The organism is Thioclava kandeliae (genome assembly GCF_040297545.1).
GTDB lineage: Bacteria > Pseudomonadota > Alphaproteobacteria > Rhodobacterales > Rhodobacteraceae > Thioclava > Thioclava kandeliae.
In genome coordinates this window covers 230551-251547 of record NZ_JAYWLC010000003.1, presented here as the reverse complement: position 1 = coordinate 251547, position 20997 = coordinate 230551, and the positions used below count along the sequence as shown (strand labels likewise).

At 60.9% G+C, this 20997-nt stretch carries 20 protein-coding genes; 8 read left to right on the top strand and 12 right to left on the bottom strand.

Features of this window, described 5'->3' with window-relative positions; all coding sequences use genetic code 11:
• Positions 1-101: 101 nt before the first annotated feature.
• A complete protein-coding gene (locus tag VSX56_RS05790; RefSeq protein ID WP_406871191.1) occupies positions 102-1373 on the bottom strand; it encodes a helix-turn-helix domain-containing protein in 1272 nt (423 codons plus the stop codon).
• Positions 1374-1478: 105 nt separating this feature from the next.
• Positions 1479-2705 (bottom strand): 5-aminolevulinate synthase, encoded by a 1227-nt coding sequence (gene hemA / locus VSX56_RS05785; protein WP_339115036.1) that lies wholly within the window; start codon positions 2703-2705, stop codon positions 1479-1481.
• 264 nt (positions 2706-2969) lie between these two features.
• On the opposite strand from hemA, the gene VSX56_RS05780 reads away from it, so the two are divergent.
• On the top strand, positions 2970-4346 hold the full coding sequence (locus tag VSX56_RS05780; RefSeq protein ID WP_350935524.1) for a dipeptidase: 1377 nt from the start codon (positions 2970-2972) through the stop codon (positions 4344-4346).
• A 48-nt stretch (positions 4347-4394) separates the two neighbouring features.
• Here the strand turns inward: VSX56_RS05780 and VSX56_RS05775 are convergent, their stop codons facing one another.
• A complete protein-coding gene (locus tag VSX56_RS05775; RefSeq protein ID WP_349295741.1) occupies positions 4395-4970 on the bottom strand; it encodes a hypothetical protein in 576 nt (191 codons plus the stop codon).
• A gap of 250 nt (positions 4971-5220) precedes the next feature.
• Between VSX56_RS05775 and VSX56_RS05770 the strand changes: the two genes are divergently transcribed.
• Together VSX56_RS05770 and VSX56_RS05765 are read left to right on the top strand one after the other, a co-directional pair.
• Positions 5221-5667, top strand: a complete 447-nt coding sequence (locus VSX56_RS05770; protein ID WP_349295742.1) for a YaiI/YqxD family protein — start codon at positions 5221-5223, stop codon at positions 5665-5667.
• Positions 5668-5734: 67 nt separating this feature from the next.
• Entirely contained in the window at positions 5735-7588 is a 1854-nt protein-coding gene (locus VSX56_RS05765; protein WP_350935521.1) for an ABC transporter ATP-binding protein, read from the top strand.
• 50 nt (positions 7589-7638) lie between these two features.
• Here VSX56_RS05765 and VSX56_RS05760 read toward each other — a convergent pair whose 3' ends face one another.
• The 8 genes from VSX56_RS05760 to miaB all read right to left on the bottom strand — a co-directional run bounded on the left by VSX56_RS05760 (position 7639) and on the right by miaB (position 15455).
• Positions 7639-8694, bottom strand: coding sequence for an ABC transporter ATP-binding protein (locus VSX56_RS05760; protein ID WP_350935518.1), 1056 nt, complete (start codon positions 8692-8694; stop codon positions 7639-7641).
• Entirely contained in the window at positions 8691-9473 is a 783-nt protein-coding gene (locus VSX56_RS05755) for an ABC transporter permease (protein ID WP_339115042.1), read from the bottom strand. The genes VSX56_RS05760 and VSX56_RS05755 overlap by 4 nt, the downstream gene beginning before the upstream one ends.
• Positions 9470-10339 carry an ABC transporter permease gene (locus VSX56_RS05750; RefSeq protein WP_350935516.1) on the bottom strand — a complete coding sequence of 290 codons (870 nt, stop codon included), beginning with the start codon at positions 10337-10339 and terminating at the stop codon, positions 9470-9472. Before VSX56_RS05750 ends, VSX56_RS05755 begins: the two co-directional genes overlap by 4 nt.
• 67 nt (positions 10340-10406) lie before the next feature.
• Complete coding sequence (locus VSX56_RS05745) at positions 10407-11450, bottom strand: ABC transporter substrate-binding protein (protein WP_339115106.1); 1044 nt, start codon at positions 11448-11450, stop codon at positions 10407-10409.
• Between the two features lie 349 nt (positions 11451-11799).
• A complete protein-coding gene (locus VSX56_RS05740) occupies positions 11800-12807 on the bottom strand; it encodes a PhoH family protein (protein ID WP_350935514.1) in 1008 nt (335 codons plus the stop codon).
• 189 nt (positions 12808-12996) lie between these two features.
• Positions 12997-13305 carry a hypothetical protein gene (locus VSX56_RS05735; RefSeq protein WP_330629281.1) on the bottom strand — a complete coding sequence of 103 codons (309 nt, stop codon included), beginning with the start codon at positions 13303-13305 and terminating at the stop codon, positions 12997-12999.
• Between the two features lie 12 nt (positions 13306-13317).
• Entirely contained in the window at positions 13318-13833 is a 516-nt protein-coding gene (locus VSX56_RS05730; RefSeq protein WP_349295747.1) for an OmpA family protein, read from the bottom strand.
• Positions 13834-14093: 260 nt separating this feature from the next.
• The gene (miaB, locus tag VSX56_RS05725; RefSeq protein ID WP_349295748.1) at positions 14094-15455 is read right to left on the bottom strand and encodes a tRNA (N6-isopentenyl adenosine(37)-C2)-methylthiotransferase MiaB; all 1362 of its coding nucleotides are present in this window, start codon (positions 15453-15455) and stop codon (positions 14094-14096) included.
• A gap of 231 nt (positions 15456-15686) precedes the next feature.
• Here miaB and VSX56_RS05720 point away from each other — a divergent pair, with 231 nt between their 5' ends.
• From VSX56_RS05720 to VSX56_RS05700, 5 genes are all read left to right on the top strand, one after another.
• A complete protein-coding gene (locus VSX56_RS05720) occupies positions 15687-16559 on the top strand; it encodes a hypothetical protein (protein WP_339115046.1) in 873 nt (290 codons plus the stop codon).
• A 142-nt stretch (positions 16560-16701) separates the two neighbouring features.
• Complete coding sequence (locus VSX56_RS05715; protein ID WP_339115047.1) at positions 16702-17748, top strand: SDR family oxidoreductase; 1047 nt, start codon at positions 16702-16704, stop codon at positions 17746-17748.
• A complete protein-coding gene (locus VSX56_RS05710; protein WP_339115048.1) occupies positions 17745-18308 on the top strand; it encodes a VOC family protein in 564 nt (187 codons plus the stop codon). Before VSX56_RS05715 ends, VSX56_RS05710 begins: the two co-directional genes overlap by 4 nt.
• Position 18309: 1 nt before the next feature.
• Complete coding sequence (locus VSX56_RS05705; protein WP_350935509.1) at positions 18310-19020, top strand: SDR family oxidoreductase; 711 nt, start codon at positions 18310-18312, stop codon at positions 19018-19020.
• Between the two features lie 75 nt (positions 19021-19095).
• On the top strand, positions 19096-20292 hold the full coding sequence (locus tag VSX56_RS05700; RefSeq protein WP_350935507.1) for an MFS transporter: 1197 nt from the start codon (positions 19096-19098) through the stop codon (positions 20290-20292).
• Between the two features lie 39 nt (positions 20293-20331).
• On the opposite strand, the gene VSX56_RS05695 is transcribed toward VSX56_RS05700, so the two are convergent.
• Positions 20332-20868 carry a fasciclin domain-containing protein gene (locus VSX56_RS05695; protein WP_350935505.1) on the bottom strand — a complete coding sequence of 179 codons (537 nt, stop codon included), beginning with the start codon at positions 20866-20868 and terminating at the stop codon, positions 20332-20334.
• Positions 20869-20997 lie beyond the last annotated feature (129 nt).

The following is a 20997-nucleotide window of genomic DNA, read 5'->3' as shown; positions in this document are numbered from 1 at the left end:
GACTCCTTCGGACATGTCGGGGGCAAAGTAGTTCAGCCGCCGCCCGAGGGCAACGGCTGTCAATCAGGATTGATCTCACAACAGTTCCAGGACGCGGACACTTATTCCGTCTTGGGGGTCGGATCGGCAATGGCCTGACCCGCATCCGCAACCGCGAACATGCTGGTGAGCGCACTGTCCTTTTGCGGATCGGCCACGGCAAAACGCTGCGAGAGCGCATCGGCGCTGAGGGTAATATTCTTGGTCACGGCCCCCCGCGCGCCCACGGGACCATGCGCGACGCCGTTGACGGCAAAATAGATCGCGCCGGATTCACCCGTGCGCAGGGTCGGCGGCTCGGCCAGTTTGGGCAGGGTGTAACGCTCGCCCGCATTCATGACCTTTTCCAGAAGAACCGATCCGTCCGCCGCACGCACCCGTACCCAAGACGGGCGCACGGCGAGAATCTCGACATCGGCCGCATTCGCTGCCGTCACCTGAACGCCTTCGCTACCGTCTGCCGCCGCAGGTGCGGGAACAGCCTGACCCTGCCCCATCGCCTGCGCGATGGCCTGATTGATGGCGGACTGCGCATCCGGCTTCTGCGTCGCCATATCAGCTGCGGCGGTTTGGGTCTGGCCTGCCAGAACGCCGGTCTTGTTAGGATCAATGGAGGCAATCGGACCGTCGCGCGCGATCAGCACGGGCGTATCCAGCGTGGCGGGACGGAAGAGACGGTCCAGACTGTCATCCGCCGTTGTATCCTGAGCGCTTTCCACCGGATCGGCAGAGCCCCCCTCGACCGAGGACAACGGGTCGAGCTGTGCTACGACCGAGGGCTGCTGGTCCACGGGCGTCAGATTGACACGTTGGACCTCCTGCAGCACCGACCAGCCCCCATAGCCGATCCCGCCTGCCAGAACCGCCAGCACCAGAAGCGAGCCGATAGCGCGCGGTTCGATCCGCGACCAGAGACTATCTGTTTTGGGGAGAAAAACGGGATTGGGGCTACCCAGACCATTGACCGGCTTGTTGCCTGCACTAGCTGAGACTTTATGGGGTTGTCCGTGCTGGGCCATCCCGTGTGTCGGAACGAAGCCGGACTCGAAGCAGAAACGCTCGAAAGCCCAATCGGGATCAAGGTTAAGATAACGCGCATAGGAGCGCACATAGCCTGACACGAAAGACGGCGCGTCGAAGGCGGATAGATCACAACTCTCGATGCCGGCAATGTAAGCGGCCCTGATGCGCAACTCCCGTTGCACATCCAGAAGCGACTTAGATAACGTGGCGCGCTCGCCCCGCATCAGATCGCCAAGACGCAGGTCGTAATCCTCGAAGCCTTTCGGCTGGACGTCGTCCTGCATCGAAGGAGGTGTCCTTCGACCGATCATTGCTTCACTGCCCCTATCGCACTCAAAGTTGTCCGATTCGGTTTTTCCGAACTGGTTATTGCAAAGTTATCACATGCTAGAGAGGTTTACACCGGTAGTTATGGGTTAACCTGCCATTTCGGCACGATTTAGCTCACAACGCGCCCAAAGCTTATCGAGCGCCCGTACCAGCCCGTCGATCTCCTTGAGGGAGTGCACGGGGGAGGGTGTGAACCGCAGCCGCTCGGTGCCACGCGGAACCGTCGGGTAGTTGATCGGCTGCACATAGACGCCGAACTCTTCGAGCAGCATGTCCGACAGAGCCTTGCAATGTTTGGGATTTCCGACGTGGACCGGCACGATATGGCTGCCACGGTCGATGAAGGGGAGCCCCATCGCCTTCAGGCGGGTCTTCAGGATGCGGGCATGTTCCTGCTGCTTGTCGCGCAGTGCCTGACCCTCGGCGGTTTTGAGGAACGCGATCGAGGCCGCAGCGCCTGCTGCCACAACCGGTGGCAGAGAGGTCGTGAAGATGAAGCCCGGCGCGTAGGAGCGGATTGCATCCACCATTTTCGCCGACGCCGCGACATAGCCACCGAACACCCCGAACGCCTTGCCCAGCGTGCCATTGAACATGTCGATACGGGTCTCGCCGATGGCTTCGGCATAGCCTGCCCCACGCGGGCCATACATACCCACGGCATGGACCTCGTCGAGATAGGTCAGGGCGTTGAATTCCTTCGCCAGATCACAGATCTCCTTGATCGGACCGAAATCCCCATCCATCGAATAGACCGACTCGAAGGCGATCAGCTTGGGAGTTGCCGGATCATCGGCCTGCAGCAGCTCACGCAGATGGGCCAGATCGTTGTGGCGGAAGATGCGCTTGGCGCCGCCACCACGACGGATCCCCTCGATCATCGAGGCATGGTTCAGCTCGTCGGAATAGATGATCAGACCGGGGAAGATATTGCGCAGGGTCGAGAGTGTGCCGTCATTGGCGGTGTAGGCCGAGGAGAAAACGAGCGCGGCTTCGGTCCGGTGCAGATCGGCCAGTTCGGCCTCGAGGCGCTTGTGGTAAACGGTTGTGCCCGAGATATTGCGCGTTCCGCCCGAACCGGCGCCGGTGGCATCGAGCGCCTCATGCATCGCAGCCAGAACAACCGGATGTTGCCCCATGCCCAGATAGTCATTGCCGCACCAGATGGTGATATCCTTCTTGGTCCCATCCTCTTTGGTCCAGACGGCCTTCGGATAGGCGCCCTTCTCACGCTCCAGGTCGATAAAAACGCGATAACGGCCTTCCTCGTGAAGCCGGTTGATCGCCGTATCCAAAGCCTGATCGTAATTCATGGGTTCTGTCCTTGCATCCGTTCGCTGGGTCAGCACTAGGCCTCTTTACCACACCTCACATTGACAAAGGTCAAATTACAGATGCGTGTTTGACTTGCTTGCCACTTAAATACGCATTTCCGGAACAAATTCAAATGCGCGCTTGGTCGCAGCCCATGCAGCGGGGGCAACCCCGCCATGACGATAGCGGACCGGCTTTCCTCGGCGCCTGTCTGGACAGTCCCCGCCAGATTGCTAGGGTCTGGCGCAAACAAGGAGTGAACTATGTCAGTGGATGCCGTCCTCAACCGGGTCGATACCGATCTCGATAATGCCATGAGCCGTCTGATGGAGCTGTTGCGTATCCAGTCGATCTCGACCGATCCCGCCTATACGCCCGAGGTCACCAAGGCCGCAGAATGGTTAAAGAAAGACCTTGAATCCATTGGTTTTAAAACAGAAGTGCGCCCGACCCCCGGTCATCCGATGGTGGTGGCCCGCAATGAGGGCCAAGGGCCGCATCTGCTGTTTTACGGCCATTACGATGTGCAGCCCGTCGATCCGCTGAATCTGTGGAACACACCCCCCTTCGAGCCGCAGATCGAGGACACGCCCAAGGGTAAGGTGATCCGTGGCCGTGGGGCTTCCGATGACAAGGGTCAGCTGATGACCTTCATCGAGGCCTGCCGCGCCTATAAGGACGAGACGGGCTCGCTGCCGTTCAACATCACGATCTTCTTCGAGGGCGAGGAAGAATCAGGCTCGCCCTCGCTCGTGCCCTTCATGAAAGAGAACGCCGCCGAACTGACCGCCGATCTGGCGCTGATCTGCGATACCGGCATGGTCTCGCCGGGCGTGCCCACCATCGCGGGCAGCTTGCGCGGCATGCTGAAAGAGGAATTCACCCTCAAGGGCCCGCGCATCGACCTGCATTCGGGCTTCTATGGCGGCCCCGCGCTGAACCCGCTGCGCGAGATCTCGAAACTCATCGCCTCGCTGCATGACGAGACCGGCCGCGTGGCGGTCGAGGGCTTCTACGAAGGCGTGCCCGAAGTTCCGGCCGAGCAGCTCGATATGTGGAAGAACTGCGGCTTCGACGAGGCGGCCTATCTGGGTGGTGTCGGCCTGACCAAGGCGCATGGCGAAGAGGGTTATTCGACGCTCGAGCAGCAATGGTCGCGTCCGACCGTCGAGATCAACGGTCTGTGGGGCGGCTATCAGGGCACGGGCTCCAAGACTGTGATCCCCGCCGAGGCGCATGTGAAGATCACTTGCCGTCTGGTAGGCGATATGGACCCCGCCGATTTGCGCACCAAGCTGCGCAAACATCTCGAGGCCCGCGTCCCACAGGATGCCGAGATCCACTGGGATACGAGCCTTGATGGCGCAAAGGCCGCCTTCATGGATACCTCCCGCCCCGAATTCGAGAAAGCGCGCCTTGCGCTGACCGACGAATGGGATCGCGAGGCGGTGATCACCGGTATGGGGGGCTCGATCCCGATTGCGGGCTATTTCAAGGAGATTCTCGGTATGGATGCGATGCTGATCGGCTTTGCCAACGAGGATGACGCGATCCATAGCCCCAACGAGAAATATGACGTGAAGAGCTTCCATAAAGGCATCCGGTCCTGGGTGCGGATCCTGGACCGTCTGCAAGGCTGATGATCGAAGTTTCGGGGCCGGTCACGGCCCCGAAACCAAGCCCGAACCCTAGATAACCTTGCGCTGCAGGGCTTTTTCCGCGAGTGGGCAATCCCGAAACGCATCAAGGATCTTGCGCTCGCGTTTTTTGCAGCGACGGAACTCCGAAATGATCGTCTGCAGGAATCCCCGGGCATCGGGAGCCTCGATCCCGTAAACGAGTGAATCGTCATCTTCGATATCGAAAACCGCCAGAACGGTAGGGCGCGTGCCTTTCGCAACCAGCTGCCAGCAACCGCGCTTGCGGAACATCCAGTCAGCGGGAAGCGTAAAATCGACTTTACCTGCATGGGTATTTTCCGCCATCACCCGATAGATTTCTTGGGTAATGGTCTCGGAAAGGCGGATCTGTTCGGCCACAGACTGGATGACCTTCCGGCAGACCGGCTCCTCCGCATAGATGGAAATATCACCGAGCGGATCGAGCGGGATCCGGGCCAATAATCCGATGTCGCCTTCATTGGATCTCAACAGCCACTCATTTGTGCGAGATGCGGACCAGCCCTTCGGAAATGCCATTCCACGAACCGAAGAAATAATAAGCGGGGTGCCACCCGCGCTTTGCCCAACATTGATAACTGACATTAACTATACCTTTGAACAATTTACTGATTCATGCCCCAAATTGACCCGGTGGAAGGCCTTATGGATCTTGGCTCATACATATTTGCATTATGCGAAATTTGTAAAAGAACTGGAAATCAACGCGGTAACGACAAAGAATTGCATGATTTAACGAAAGCCGAATACCGCAAAGTTACCTGATTATCGCTCACCGCTTGGCCCTAGCCCGGCTTTAGGCTACAGCACGACCAGCTATAACGGAGTGCCTCCAATGACGATCTATGTCGATGCCGATGCCTGTCCGGTCAAGGCGGAGGTCGAGCGTGTCGGCAGCCGCCACAGCGTATCTATGAAGATCGTCTCGAACGGCGGCATCCGGCCCTCGCAGAACCCGCTGATCGAGACGATCGTCGTGGATGCCGGTCCCGATGTGGCCGATATGTGGATTGCCGAGCGCGCGGGCCGCGGTGATGTCGTGATTACCAACGATATCCCGCTGGCAGCCAAATGCGTGGCGGCGGGCGCACAGGTGCTGCGCCATGACGGCGAGGCGCTCACCGAGAACAATGTGGGTCAGGCGCTCGCCATGCGCGATCTGATGACCGACATGCGCGCCGCCGACCCGTTCCTGCAGGGCCGCAACAAGGGCTTCACCAAAGCCGATCGTTCGCGGTTTCTCGATGCGCTTGAGCGCGCTCTGCGCAAGGCCGGACGCTGACCGGTCACATATGTGACATCCGGTGCGGGCACTCTATCTAGACCCATTCAACCCGACAGGAGCCACCATGTTTTCCTGGTTCGAACGCCGCATCGACCCCTATCCTTCCGAGCAGCCTATGATGCCGCCCAAAGGCTTCTGGGCTTTCATGCGCCATTACAGCCGCGGGGTAACCGGCTGGTTGGTCCTCTTGGCGATCAGCTCGGGGGCGATCGCGCTGGTCGAGGTCTCGCTCTATAGCTGGCTGGGCGATCTGGTGAACCGCTTGTCCGACACACCACGCGAAAGCTTCTGGGCCGAGAACTGGGGCCGGATCGCGCTGATGGGGTTGGGGCTCGTGATCGTGTTGCCCGGGCTCAATCTCTTCGGTGGGCTCCTGATGCACCAGACGCTTCTGGGCAATTTCCCGCAGCGGGTGCGCTGGCTGGCTTACCGTTATCTGCTGCGGCAATCGGTGGGCTATTTTCAGGACGAATTCGCGGGCCGCATCGCGCAGAGGCTGATGCAGACGGCGCTGGCCGTGCGCGAGGTGGCGATGAAGCTCATGGACGTGGGCAGCTATGTGGTGATCTATTTTATCGGCGCACTGGCGCTGGCGGCCTCTCAGGACTGGCGGCTAGCTCTGCCTTTCGTGCTCTGGGCGCTGGGATACGGGCTGATGCTGGGCCGGATCGTGCCGCGGCTCGGGCGCGTGGCACAGGAACAGGCCGATGCGCGTTCCGCCATGACGGGGCGCATCGTAGATAGCTACACCAATATCGCCACCGTCAAACTTTTCTCGCATTCCGACCGCGAGGAGGCGTGGATGCGCTCAGGCATGGACGCGTTTCTGGGCACCGTCTACCGGCAGATGCGGCTCTCGCAGATCCAGGATATCACGCTGAGCCTGCTGAATGTCTGGCTCGTGGCGGCTGTCACGGGGATCGGGCTCTGGCTCTGGACCACGGGCGAGCTGGCCGTGGGCGCCGTGGCCATTGCCGTGCCGCTGGCCTTGCGGCTCAACAATATGGCGCATTGGATCATGTGGGAATTTGCGGCGCTCTTCGAGAATATCGGCACGGTGCGGGACGGGATCTCGAGCCTTTCGCTGCCGCGTGCTGTGCAGGATGCGCCCGATGCGAAACCGCTGGAGGTGACCGCAGGCGCCGTGCGCTTCGATCATGTCACCTTCCGCTATGGCCAAGACGAGGCACAGCGCCCGCTGGCCGTGCTCGATGATCTTGATCTGACGATCCGCGCGGGCGAGAAAGTCGGGCTGGTCGGACGCTCGGGGGCGGGAAAATCCACGCTTATCAACCTTCTTCTGCGCTTCCACGACATTCCCGAAGGCAGGATCACCATCGACGGGCAGGATGTGGCGCAGGTCGGTCAGGAAAGCCTGCGCGCCGCAATCGGGGTGGTAACCCAGGATAGCGCGCTTCTGCACCGCTCTGTGCGCGACAATATCACCTATGGCCGCCCCGACGCGAGTGACGACCAGATCGCCCATGCCCTGCGTATGGCCGAAGCCGACAGTTTCGTGCCGCAACTCTCGGATGCGCAGGGCCGCCACGGGCTCGACGCCCATGTGGGCGAGCGCGGCGTCAAACTCTCGGGCGGTCAGCGCCAGCGGATCGCCATCGCGCGTGTGGCGCTGAAGGATGCCCCGATCCTCATCCTAGACGAGGCCACAAGTGCCCTCGATAGCGAGGTCGAAGCGGCAATCCAGTCGCGGCTCGAGGTGCTGATGGAAGGCAAGACGGTGATCGCCATCGCCCACAGGCTATCCACCATCGCAGCGATGGACCGGCTGGTGGTGATGGATCAGGGCCGTATCGTCGAACAGGGCAGCCATGCCGAGTTGCTGGATGCGGGCGGGATCTATGCCCGTCTCTGGGCGCGGCAATCGGGCGGGTTTCTGGCAGGCGACGACCAGACCTGATGCCAAGCGGCCCTGCCGTGGCGGACATCCCGCCACGGATCCGGCTCCGATCAGCCGCCGATCACCAGCGCATCCGAGGGGTGCAGCGCAAGACTTACCTGACTGCCCACTTCCGGCGGCGCGGCACGGGTGTTGTTGAACAGGTCTACCGCCAGCGTCTCGCCGCCCAGATCGACCTTCAGGCGGATGACCGAGCCCAGAAAATCGACATCGAGGATAGTGCCGCCCAGCTGTGCCTCGCCCGCGTCAAAATCCGCCACTCCCAGCCGGAGCATCTCCGGACGCAGACCGAGCGTGATCTCCGGCCCCGTGACCTCACGGTAGATCCACAGATCATTGGCCCCGATCCGCACATGGCCCGCAGCCCCGTCGATCACCTGTGCCTGTAGCGTGGTGAGCGTGCCCACGAAGCCTGCCACAAAGCGGGTCGCGGGGGTGTTGTAGATCTCGAACGGCGTGCCGATCTGGTCGGCGATGCCCTGATGCATGACCACGATCCGGTCCGACATCGACAGCGCCTCCTCCTGATCATGGGTCACGAATATGGTGGTGATCCCCAGCTCTTTCTGGATCATGCGGATCTCGTTACGCAAACTGACCCGCACCTTGGCATCAAGTGCCGAAAGGGGTTCGTCGAGCAACAAGACCTGCGGCTTGGGCGCAAGTGCACGCGCCAGTGCCACCCGCTGCTGCTGCCCGCCCGAGAGCTGGTAGGGATAGCGTGCGCCCATCTCCGGCAGGCCGATCAGCTTCAGCATTTCGGCCACACGCGGCGCGATCTCGCGTGCAGGCGTGCCCTGAACCTTCAGACCAAAGCCCACATTCTGCGCCACCGTCAGGTTGGGAAACAGCGCATAGGCCTGAAACACCATGCCGATATTACGCTGGTTGGGCTTGAGCGAAGACACCTCGCGCCCATCGATGGTGATGGACCCTGCAGACGGGCTCTCGAACCCCGCCACCATGCGCAACACGGTGGTCTTGCCACAGCCCGAAGGACCGAGGAGCGAGATGAACTCGCCTTTCTCGATATCGAGATTGAAGTCCTTCACGACGCGGGTCGCGCCGAAGCTTTTCTCCAGATGGGAAATCGTCAGGAAACTCATCGACCCGCCTTGGTATGTTTGGTGAAACGTGTGACCAGCTGGATCAGCCCCATGCAGGCCCAAGTGATGACAAAGGCGATGGTCGCCAATGCGAAGGGCTCATAGGCTTTGTTGGCGCCCATGAGTTGCAGATATGGTCCGAAGGCCGGACGGTTGAGAAGTGCCGCCATCGTGAACTCGCCCATGACAATGGCGAAGGTCACAAACGAGCCCGAGAGCACCGCCACCAGCACATTGGGCAGGATGATCTGTCCGATGATACGCACCCAGCCCGCGCCAAGCGATTGCGCGGCCTCGGTGAGCGTGGCCACATCGATGCTGCGCAGCCCCGTATCGACCGCACGATACATATAGGGCAGCGACAGCGTGGCATAGCCCATCACCAGAAGGAAATTGGTGCCCAAAGTGGTGCCGGTCAGCGGCAGCCAGCTTGATGTATTGTAAAGCCGGATGTAGCCGAACACGGTCACGATCGCCGGAATAACCAGCGGCATCAGTGTGATGAACTCGATCAGCGGGCGCAGTCGCGGCAGTTTGAGTTGCACCCAGAAGGCCGTGGGCACCACCAGCAGGATGCCGAAGAGGATCGTCAGAAGCGCCATCAGCACCGAATAGCTGAAAGTCTGGCGGAATTGCGGGTCCGAGAGCACCGCCGTATAGGCATCGAAACTATAGACGCCGCGGCGCATCGAAAGCGAGAATTCGACCATCCCCCAGAGCGGCAACACGAAATAGAGGATGCCGAGGATCATGATGGCCCACGAGGCTGCCTTGGTCATTTCAGCCACCTCTCCGAGCGCATCCTAAGCAGGATATAGATCACATTGGCGAGCCCCGTCACGAGGATCATCCCGAAGGCCATTGCATAGCCCAAGTGAGGGTCGCCCAGCACATCACCGCGGATCTGCGCGAAAAGCATGATCGGCACGATATTGAGCGAGGAGCCGGTGAGCGCGATGGCGGTGGCCACGGCGCCGAACGCATTGGCAAAGAGAAGCGCGAAAGTGCCAAGGATCGTCGGGAAGAGGATCGGCAGCGCGACGATGCGCCAGTATTGCGCGCCACTCGCGCCAAGGCAGGACGCCGCCTCGCGCCATTCGCGCTTGAGACCATCGAGCGCGGGCGTGATGATCAGGATCATGAGCGGGATCTGGAAGAAGAGATAGGTGATCGTAAGACCCCAGAAGCTGAGGATATTGAACCCCATGGCCCGCAGGTTGATGCCGAATTCATGGCGCAGGAACATGGTCACAAGGCCAAGCGGCCCGAGGGTTGCCAGAAAGGCGAAGGCCAGCGGCACACCGGCAAAGTTCGAGGCAACCCCCGAGAATGTCAGAAGCGGCGAGCGGATCGCTTTGGGCAGGCCGCCCAGCACCATCCCCGCCGCCATCAGGAAGCCCACCAAACAGCCGATGGCCGAGGAGGCCAGCGAGATCTTGATCGAGATCCAGTAAGAGCTGAGGATCGTGGGCGTGAACAGCCCCGCAAGATTGGCAAGCGTGAAGCTGCCATCGGGGCGCTGGAAGGCCCCCACCACGATCTTCATCGTGGGCAGAACCAGAAACAGCACGATAAAGGCAATGAAGGGCAAGAGCCCAAGCCATGTCAGACTGATCCGGCGATTGACGGGAGGGAGGTCGGCCACAGGGTTTCCGCTTCGACTAAACAAGATACCCCCACGCCCGGGGCGCAGGGGTATCGCAAATCAACATTTACTGGACGTTAGAGCCGACGACGCTATCCCAGCCGCCAACCACGGCGTCCTTGTTGCCCGCTTGCTCGTCGAGCGTCGGGAAATAGGCCTGATCATAGGCTTCTGCCGGCGGCAGCGCATCGAGCAGTTCCTGCGGCACCTTGCCCGCCTTGGACATGGCGGTGAAGCGCGCGGGGTGGCAATAGCCCTTCAGCCAGAGGTTCTGGCCTTCATCCGAATAGAGATATTCCATCCAGAGCTTGGCGGCGTTCGGGTGCGGCGCATGGGCCGAGATCCCCTGCACATAGACGCCTGCCAACACGCCCGATTTCGGCACCACAACCTCGACCGGCGGGTTGCCGTTGAGCGTGTCGCGCGCGGCCAAGGCGTTATAGTCCCACATGATGGTGATCGGGGTGGCCCCCTGTGCCAGCGTGCCCGCCTTGCCGATAACGGGGACGAAGTTGCCCGCATCGTTCATCTTCTTGAAGAACTCGAGACCCTTCTCGCCCGCTTCCTTACCTGCGGCACCACCTTCGGCCATACCGGCTGCCAGAACGGCGAGGATCGCCTGGTTCGAGGCACGCGGATCGCCCGCCAGCGCCACCGAGCCCGCATATTCGGGCTTCAGCAGGTCCGACCAGTCCTCGGGATTGGTGTCGATCAGGTCCTTATTGATCATGAAGGACATGACGCCGTAATAATCGCCATACCAGTAGCCATCGGCATCTTTGACCGCATCTGGGATCTCGTCCCAGGTCGAGACCTTATACGGCTGCAAGAGCCCCTCTTCCTTGGCTTGCGGACCGAAGGACAGACCCACATCTAGCACATCAGGGGCCTGCGGGCCGGTATTGCCTTTATTGGCACGCACGGCTTCCAGCTCGTCTGCCGAGCCCGCATCGGGGTTCAGCTCGTTAACATTGATCTCGGGGTATTTCGCCTTGAAGCCCGCGATGACATCGCCATAGCCGCACCAGCTATGCGGCAGCGCGATGGTGGTCAGCATGCCTTCCTTCTTGGCTGCCGCTTCCAGTTCCGACAGGTCTTGCGCCTGAACCATTGCGGTGCTTGCCAGAAGCGCTGCGGCCCCTGCGAGCCATTTGATCGATTTAACCGTCACTCTTTTCTCTCCCCGAAATCGGTTTATGGCGCGATCCGCCGTGAGCTGGTGTTATGCCGTTTTTTTAACGCTCACATGACAGTCGGATCGTGCCTTAGTCTGTGATCAGCTTGCGTTGATCAGCGAGTCAAAAAAAGTAGTTCCGTCCGTTATCTCCCCCGACCGCACCATTTTTTCGGGAAATTGCGAAATATGGCGGCGGCGATTGACTATTAATTAGGCAAATATAAGGGGAGTGCAAAAGAAAACGGGGCCGAAGCCCCGCTTTCCGGTCAGTATCTCGCCTGAATCAGCCTTCGGCTTTTTCGTAGGCATTGATGATCTTGGCCACGAGATGGTGACGCACGACATCCTTGGAGGTGAAGTAGTTAAAGGAAATCCCGTCCACCCCGTCCAGAATGCGCTCGGCATCGGCAAGGCCAGAGGGCATGCCGCGCGGCAGGTCGACCTGAGACCGGTCGCCGGTGATCACCATGCGCGAGCCCTGGCCCAGACGGGTCAGGAACATCTTCATCTGCATGGTCGTGGCGTTCTGCGCCTCATCAAGCACCACGAAGGCATTCGAGAGCGTGCGCCCGCGCATGAAGGCCAGCGGTGCGATCTCGATGCGCTTGTCCTCCATGAGTTTCGCCAGCTGCTTTTGCGGCAGGAAGTCGTTGAGCGCGTCATAGAGCGGCTGCATGTAAGGGTCGACCTTGTCCTTCATGTCGCCAGGCAGGAAGCCCAGACGCTCGCCCGCCTCGACCGCCGGACGCGACAGCAGGATCTTGTCGACCTCGCCGGAGATCAGCATTGTCACACCGACCGCCACCGCCAGATAGGTCTTGCCGGTCCCTGCAGGGCCGATACCGAAGGCCATCTCGTTCTCGAAGAGGTTACGCACATAGGCTTTTTGCGCCTCGGTGCGGGGCTCGACCTGCTTCTTGCGGGTGCGGATCTCGTAATGCCCCTTGGCGAACATCTCCAGCTGGTCCTCGAAGCTCGTCGAACCCTGACCGAGCTCGGTTGCCCGTAGCGCCGCGTCGATATCGCCGGTTTCGATGGGTTTCTGGGCCTCTAACCGCTGGTAGAGATGCTGGAGCACCGCCGCCGCCTGGGCTTGGGCCTCGGGGGCACCTACAACGGCAAGCTGGTTGCCGCGCCGCAGGATATGCACCGCAAGGGCTTGTTCGACCTGTGCGAGATTGCGGTCAAACTCGCCGCAAAGGTCGATCAGAAGTTTATTATCAGGAAACTCGAGAAGTGTCTCGCGGGCATCCTGAGAGCTGGGCGGGGGGGTTATCGCACTAAAGCCCAAATACTACCTCCTGGCTGGATTCCTAATACATATGGTGCCCCCAAGATCAGGGTTACGCAAGTCTTGCTTTTTGCAGGCATCACCCCATGGCAGAAAATTTACCGTCCAGACAGAAAAAGAGCCGCGCGGCTGATCGCACGGCTCCGGAAAACATGTCGTCTTTGGATCTCGGGCCGGTTGGCGCGAGAATCAGTAGCCCGGTGTCGGATCGGGAATATCGGAGCCCGATTTGAACGGACCAACGGCCGTGGCTGCAGGCCCCGCGCCCGAGCAGATCGGCTTGCCATAATCATCTAGACGCGCCGAGAGATACCCCTCCACACCGTCATCGATGATCCAGTGGTCACAGCCTTCGGGATCGATCCAGATACCGGCTTTCAGCTGGCTCAGATCTTTCGAGCCCCAGCCACGATCACGGCTTTTGTCGGGACCGACGGCGGTACAGGCGCCCATCGCGCCCACAAGTCCCAGCAACACGAGTGTCTTGATGGCAGTCATGATACCGGCCCCTTATTTTACACAGATGATTTCGACACGACGGTTCTGCGCCATGCCTTCACGGGTCGCATTGGTCGATCGCGGCTGGCGCTCGCCATACCAGTTGACCGCCAGCACCGGCGCACCGACTTCCTGTGCAACACCTGCCACGGCTTCGGCACGGCGCTTGGAGAGCTTCATATTATACTCGTCCGAGGCGCGGCTATCGGTATGGCCGGTAATGATGAAGCTGCGCGCCTGCGCGGTGCGGAAGAAGTTGCGCAGATATTCCCGACCCGAAGCCGAGATCTGCGAGCGGTCGGTGGCAAAGAGCGTATCGGTCGGGATGATCCCGCAGACATTACGGTGGCAGACCGGGCGACCGTCGCGCGTGATGCGGTTGTCCATATAGCCTTCCGCGCCATCATCCATGACCCAGTGCTCGCATCCGTCGGGGTCGATCCAGATGCCCGGAATATATTTCTCGGCGCGGGTCTGTTGTGCTTCGACCGGGGCAAAGCCGGAGGCGAAGACCATACCAGCTGCCATAGCGACGCCGAGCGCCGGCTTTATTTTCTGCAAGAGAGTGCCAATCACCGTCTCGTCCCCCAATATGCCATCGATGCCACGGGACTATCGTGCAAAGAGCGGCAAAGTCACTAATTCACGGTAGCTTAGCAAAAAAGTGACGCAATGGAAGCGTAAAGACGCGGCGCATTGGCGCAATTATGGAAACAGCCTGCATCCTGAGCGCAAATTGTTTCCCCTTACGTCATCTACCGCGAATCTGTCCAACGGGAGGAGCTGGATCAGATCAGCTCGCCTTCGAGCGAATTGGGACCAGCGCCGACAATCCGCACCCGCGCCAGCATCCCGGGTGCCAGACCCTCGCCCTTCACGAACACCGCCTGAAGATAGTCGGATTTGCCGATCCACTGGCCCTCCCAGCGGCCGGGCTTCTCGAAGAGCACCGTGCATTCGCGCCCCACCATCGCATCCTGCGTGGCGCGCTGCTGGCTGATGGTCAGCTCCTGCAACCTGCGCAGCCGCGCCTCCGCCACCTCGGCAGGCACCGCGTCCTTGCGTTCGGCCGCGGGCGTACCCGGGCGGGCGGAGTATTTGAATGTATAGGCCGCGCCATAGCCTACCTTGCGCACCAGCTCCATCGTCTCCTCGAAATCCGCATCGGTCTCGCCGGGGAAGCCCACGATGAAATCGCCCGACAGCACCAGATCGGGACGCGCGGCACGGATACGCTCGATCAGGCGGATATACTCCGCCGCCGTATGTTTGCGGTTCATGGCCTTGAGGATGCGGTCCGAGCCAGATTGCACCGGCAGATGCAGATAGGGCATCAGCTTCGGCTCGTCGCCATGGGCAGCGATAAGATCGTCTTCCATGTCATTGGGATGCGAGGTGGTGTAGCGGATACGGTCCAGCCCCTCGATCTTGGCCAGTGCGCGCACCAGACGCGCCAGCGACCATGTGCCATCTTCGCCCTCGCCGTGATAGGCGTTGACGTTCTGGCCCAGAAGCGTGATCTCGCGCACCCCCTTCTCGACCAGCTTGCGTGCCTCGCCCAGAATGCGCGCGGCAGGTCGCGAGACCTCGGCCCCGCGGGTATAGGGCACCACGCAGAAGGCGCAGAACTTGTCGCAGCCTTCCTGCACCGTCAGAAAGGCGCTGGGGCGCGCCTGCACGGGGCGTTCGGGCAGGTGCTCGAATTTATCCTCGACGGGAAAATCGGTATCCACCGGCTTCTTGCCCTGCTCCACCGCACGCGCCATCGCGGGCAGCTTGTGATAGCTTTGCGACCCCACGACCAGATCCACCAGCGGCATCCGGCGGCGGATCTCCTGTCCCTCGGCCTGCGCCACACAGCCCGCCACCCCGATCTTGAGATCGGGGTTCGCGTCCTTCAGCGGGCGCAGGCGGCCCAGCTCGTGATAGACCTTCTCGGCGGCTTTCTCGCGGATATGGCAGGTGTTGAGCAGCACCATATCGGCCTCTTCGGCCAGATCGGTCAGCACATAGCCCTCGGCCCCCATCGCCTCGGCCATCCGCTCGCTGTCATAGACATTCATCTGGCAACCATAGGTCTTGATATGCAGCTTTTTCAGAACCGGTACGGCGGCAGGGGCTGCGGCAGTCTCGGGCTTGGGGTCGGACATATCGGAAATCTCCTGGCGGGCGGGCTTGGGGGATGGCGCAGCCTGCCCGATAGCCGAGATTGCCCTTTCGGGCAAGCATAGGGCCCGGAAAAGTGAATGCGCTTCCCCAAAACTAACCCTCTGCGCCGCCGTAACAGTGGTGCAAGAATGCCCCTCGGCCCCTGCATCGCGCGTCCGGTCTTGCATTCAGCTGCCGCATGGGAAAATCTCTTGGAAAAGGCCGGAAGATCCATGCAATTCACCTCCCTCGAAGACTTTGCCAGCAAGGGCCAATCCCTGTTCGCCGCAGGGCCCGTCGCATTGATTCTCGTCGAGGATGAGGTCGAGCTGGAAAGCACCCTGCTCCACCATCTGGCTTGCGGCTTCGCGCAGGTGATCGCCTTCATGCCGGTAGGGCTCGCCCTGCCCGAGGCGCTGGAGACGCGCGTCCACCGCGTCGATCATGACACCCACGAACCGGGGGCAACGGTCGAGGCCGTCAATCTGGCGATTCGTCTGGCCCCGCCCAAGGTCTGGCTCTATTACTGCTATAACGCCGAATACCTGTTCTATCCCTTTAGCGAGACCCGTGGAGTGGGCGAGCTGTTGGCCTTCCATACCGAAGAGCGGCGGCCGGCGATGCTGACCTATGTCATCGATCTCTACACTGCCGATCTGGGCGCCCATCCAAACGGCGTCTGCCGCGAGGACGCCATGCTGGACCGCGCGGGCTATTACGCGCTGGCCCGCCCCGATCCGGCCAACGAGAACCGTGCCAAGGACCGGCAGCTCGACTTCTTCGGCGGGTTGCGCTGGCGGTTCGAGGAGCATGTCCGCGAGAGCCGCCGCAAGATCGACCGGATCGGGCTGTTCAGCGCAGCGCCGGGCCTGAAACTGCGGATGGACCACACCTTCAACGACGAGGAATACAACACCTATTCTTGCCCGTGGCACCATAACCTGACCGGCGCGATCCTGTCGTTCCGCGCGGCCAAGGCGCTGAAGACCAATCCCGGCTCGAGCTGGGCCATTCAGGATTTCCGCTGGTATAATGCCGTGCCCTTCCAGTGGAATTCGCGCCAGCTTCTGGATCTGGGCCTGATCGAACCGGGCCAGTGGTTCTGATCCGCCATTCTTCGGCTTCACGAAACACTGTCTGTTGTGATCCGTAGATTGCCCCTGCCCGCCCCGCATTAGATTGCCTCGGATGGCGCCTTGCTCCGGCGCGGTGCCACGACCCGAGTCTATGAATATGCGAAGAGGTATCATGTCTACTCCCCATGCGATCGTGGCCGGTGGCCTTGGCGTCATCGGGCGCAATCTGGTCACCTATCTGGCCGACACGCTTGGTTGGCGCGTCACAGCGATCTCCCGCCGCTCCCCCGATTTCGACACGAAAGCGACCTATGTCTCCGCAGACCTCCTCGATGAAACGGCTGCGGCGCGCGCGCTGGCGGAGGCGGGGCCCTTTACCCATGCCTTCTACGCCGCCTATCAGGAACATGACGACCCCAGAACGCAGGTCGAGGCGAACCTGACGATGCTGCAGAGCTTCGTCAAAGGGGTCGAGGCGGCCTCCCCCGATCTGGAACGCGTCGTGCTCTACGAGGGCGCCAAGTATTACGGCGCACATCTGGGGGCGTTCTCGACGCCTGCTCATGAGGATGATCCCCGCGTCATGCCGCCCATGTTCTATTATGACCAAGAGGACTGGCTGACGGGCTATGCGGAGGGCAAGTCATGGGACCGCGTTGTGCTGCGCCCGGATGTGGTCTGCGGCTTTGCCATCGGCAACCCGATGAACCTGTCGATGGTGATCGCGGTCTATGCGGCGATTTGTAAGGAACTGGGGCTGCCGCTGCGTTTTCCGGGCACGGCCACCTGTTATGGCAAGCTGGCACAAGTGACCGATGCGACGCAGCTTGCGCAAGGCTCGGCATGGGCCGCGATCGAGGCACCCGAGGGCGAATATAACCTCACCAATGGTGATATCTTCCGCTGGAACCACCTGTGGAAGCGCATCGCCAGACATCTTGATATGGATCCGGGCGAGCCGATGCCGATCTCCCTTGCCGAGATGATGGCCGACAAGGGCCCGCTCTGGGACAGCATCCGCGAGAAATACGGTCTGGTCGATGTGCCCTTCGAGAAGCTCGCCGCATGGGGCTTTGGGGACTTCATTTTCAACTGCGATTGGGATGTCGTCTCGTCAACCACACGCATTCGTCAGGCAGGCTTTGGAACCACGGTGGACAGTTCTGCGATGTTCTTGAAACTGATTGACGAATTTCGTGAAAGGAAGGTTATCCCATGAGCACCCCCTCCCCCCGCCAAGCCAATTTCCGTGGCATCGAACATGTCGGCATCACCGTCCCCGACCACGCGGAGGCAGTGAAATTCTTCGAGGACGTTTTCGGCGCCGAAGTGATGTTCTCGCTGACCGACAAATCCCGCGATCCGCTCCCCGCAAGCGCGCTCGGCCCCAAGAACGGGCTGCGCTCGGGCCGCAAGATCGTGGCGGTCTCCACCATGCGCTTCGGCAATGGCGCCAATATGGAGATCTTCGAGATTGATCAGCCCGATGACCAGCCGCGCGACAATATCGCCAATCTGGGTATCAACCATATCAGCGTGACGGTCGACGATATCGACGCGGCCTCCGACGCCTTTGCCAAGGCGGGCGGTGAGCTGCTGGAAGGCCCCTATGATCTGAGCGATCAGGAAGAGGGTCGCGGCAATCGCGGACGCTTCGGCTTTACCCCTTGGGGCATGCTGATCGAGTTCGAACAGCTTCCCGCGCCGATGTCCTATGACAACCCGCAGGCGTCCGAACGCCTGATCCCCGACCCCCGCAAAGCTACAGAAGAGGTGTGAGATGAGTGATCTAACCGGCAAATCCGTTCTGGTCTTCGGGGGGGCTTCCGGCATCGGCTTCGGCGTGGCGGAGGCGGCTGTGAAGGCAGGTGCCAAAGTCACCATCGCCTCGCGCTCGCAAGACAAGATCGACGCGGCACTGGCCAAGCTGGAAGGTGCCGAGGGTGTCTCGCTCGATACCGGCGATGCCGAGGCGCTAGAGACCTTTTTCAAGGGTCACGACGCGTTCGACCATGTCTTCTGCTCGGCGGCCAGCACCAAGGTCTCTGCCGTGCGCGAGCTGCCGCTGGAAGATGCCTATGCCTCGGTAAATTCCAAATTCTGGGGTGCCTACCGCGTGACGAAATTCGCCAAGGTCAAAGAGGGCGGCTCGATCACGCTTGTCTCGGGCTTCCTGTCAGTGCGCCCCAAACCGGGCGCGGCCATCCAAGGCGCGATCAATGCGGGGCTCGAAGGGCTCACCCGCGGGCTGGCGCTGGAGCTTGCGCCCGTGCGCGTCAACTGCATCTCGCCCGGTCTCGTGATGACCGAGATGTATGACAGCCTCGAGGGCGATGGCCGCAAGAAGATGTTCGACAATGCCGCCGAGACGCTCCCTGTCGGGCAGGTCGGCAAACCCGAACATATCGCCATTCAGGCCATTGCCCTGATGGAGAACCCCTATATGACAGGCACGACCTCCTTTATCGATGGCGGTGGTCGCCTCGCGTAAAATCGGCGCTACAACAACGGCCTGTCTGCATGCGTGGGCAGGCTTTTTAATGCCATTCGGCCAAAAGGTAATTTCATGTCCGCATCTTCCACCCATGATACCGGCGCAGATCGTTCGGGCTTCGGCATGTTCGTGATTACCGCGCTGACCTTCTTCTTTGCCATGTCGGGCACCACTCTACCCACGCCGCTTTATACGATCTATACGCAGGAGCTGGACCTCTCGCAGGTCATGATCACGGTGATTTTCGCGGTCTATGCGGCAGGTGTGATCGCAGCGCTTCTCCTCACCGGACGCTGGTCGGACCAGATTGGCCGCAAACCGGTGCTTTACGCAGGTATCGCCTGCTCTGTCCTTGCCGATATCGTCTTCTGTCTGGCAGGAAATCTCTGGCTGATCCTGCTCGGGCGGGTGATCTCGGGCCTCTCGGCAGGGCTCTTCGCCTCCACCGCCACGGCGGCGGTGATGGATCTCGTGCCAAAAGGGCGCGAGAAGATGGGCGTGCTGACGGCCACTGCGGTGAATATGGGCGGGCTCGGGCTCGGACCGATCATGGCGGGCGCTGTGGCCGAGACCCTGCCCCATCCGCTGGTCACCCCTTATATCCTGCATCTGGTGCTGATCGCGCTGGCCACACTCCTTTATCTGCGCGTGCCGGAAAAGGTGCAGAAGGTCCGCTCGCCCGATCTTGCCCCGCAGAAACTGGCGCTACCCGAAGAGGTGCGCGCAGCCTTCGCCCCTGCGGCCATCGCCGCGATTGCAGGCTTCATGGTATGCGGTTTCTACTCTGCGGTGATCCCGGGTTTCCTGTCGAAGGAAATGGGCCATGACAGCCATTTTCTGATCGGATTTGTGGCCGGTTTCCTGTTTCTGGCCTCCACACTCGGTCAGATGATCGTGGACCGCCTGCCCGAAAAGATCCGCGCGCCCTTGGGCTGTTTCGTGCTGGGGCTGGGGGCGGCGCTGATCGCATGGGCCTTCGATCTGCGCAGCCTGACCTTCCTGCTGGTCTCGACGCTGATTGCGGGAATCGGCCATGGGCTGGCCTTCCGCTCGGGGATGGGCGCCATCGGTGCGGCCGCTCCCGAGGACCAGCGCGCGGGCGTCATCTCGCTCTATTTCGTGGTCAGCTATGTCTCGATCTCGGTGCCGGTGGTGCTGTTCGGGCTTCTGACCCTTGTCACGCCTCTGGCGCCTCTGAGTATAGGATTTGCCATTCTTTCGGCTGTTCTATGCGGAGTGGCGCTTCTGTTGTTGCTGAAACGCCGGTAAGGCAAATGGCGCAGGGACAGCCCCTGCGCCATTCCAAACTCAGCTGGATGCCGGCATCAGCACACCGTCGATCGCATGGATCACACCATTGCTTTCCTCGATATCGGCCTTGGTGACCTCGACCATATCGCCTGCTGGATCCTCGATCATGACTTTGCCATCTTTCACCATGGCCTGCAGCGTGCAATCGCCCAGCGTCGGGATCTCGGCAGTGCCGTTATTGTCGTCGATCATTTTGGTCAGGGCAGCGGACATCACCTCCTTATCGACCACATGGCAGGTCAGGATGGAGGTCAGTTTGGCTTTGTTTGCGGGTTCGAGAAGCGTATCGACCGTGCCTGCGGGAAGTGCTGCAAAGGCCTCATCGGTCGGCGCGAAGACGGTAAAGGGGCCATCGCCATTGAGCGTCTCGGTCAGACCGGCGGCATCGACGGCGGCAGCAAGGGTTTTGAAATCATCGCTGGCGGCCGCGGCATCGGCAATTGGTTTCTCGCCCGTGTGATGATCGGCAAAGGCGGCCGGTGCGAACAGGGCCAGAGCTGCGGCGGTCGCAAGAGCGGTGGTTTTGATGGACATTGGTTGAACTCCTTTCGCAATAAAACACGTCTTTTTCCGACGTATGCTGAAGCCACGAAAGACGCGCGGCAAAGTTGCATTGGAAGCATCTCACAAACTTTCTCGATTGCGTGAGGGGCCGGTTTCCTG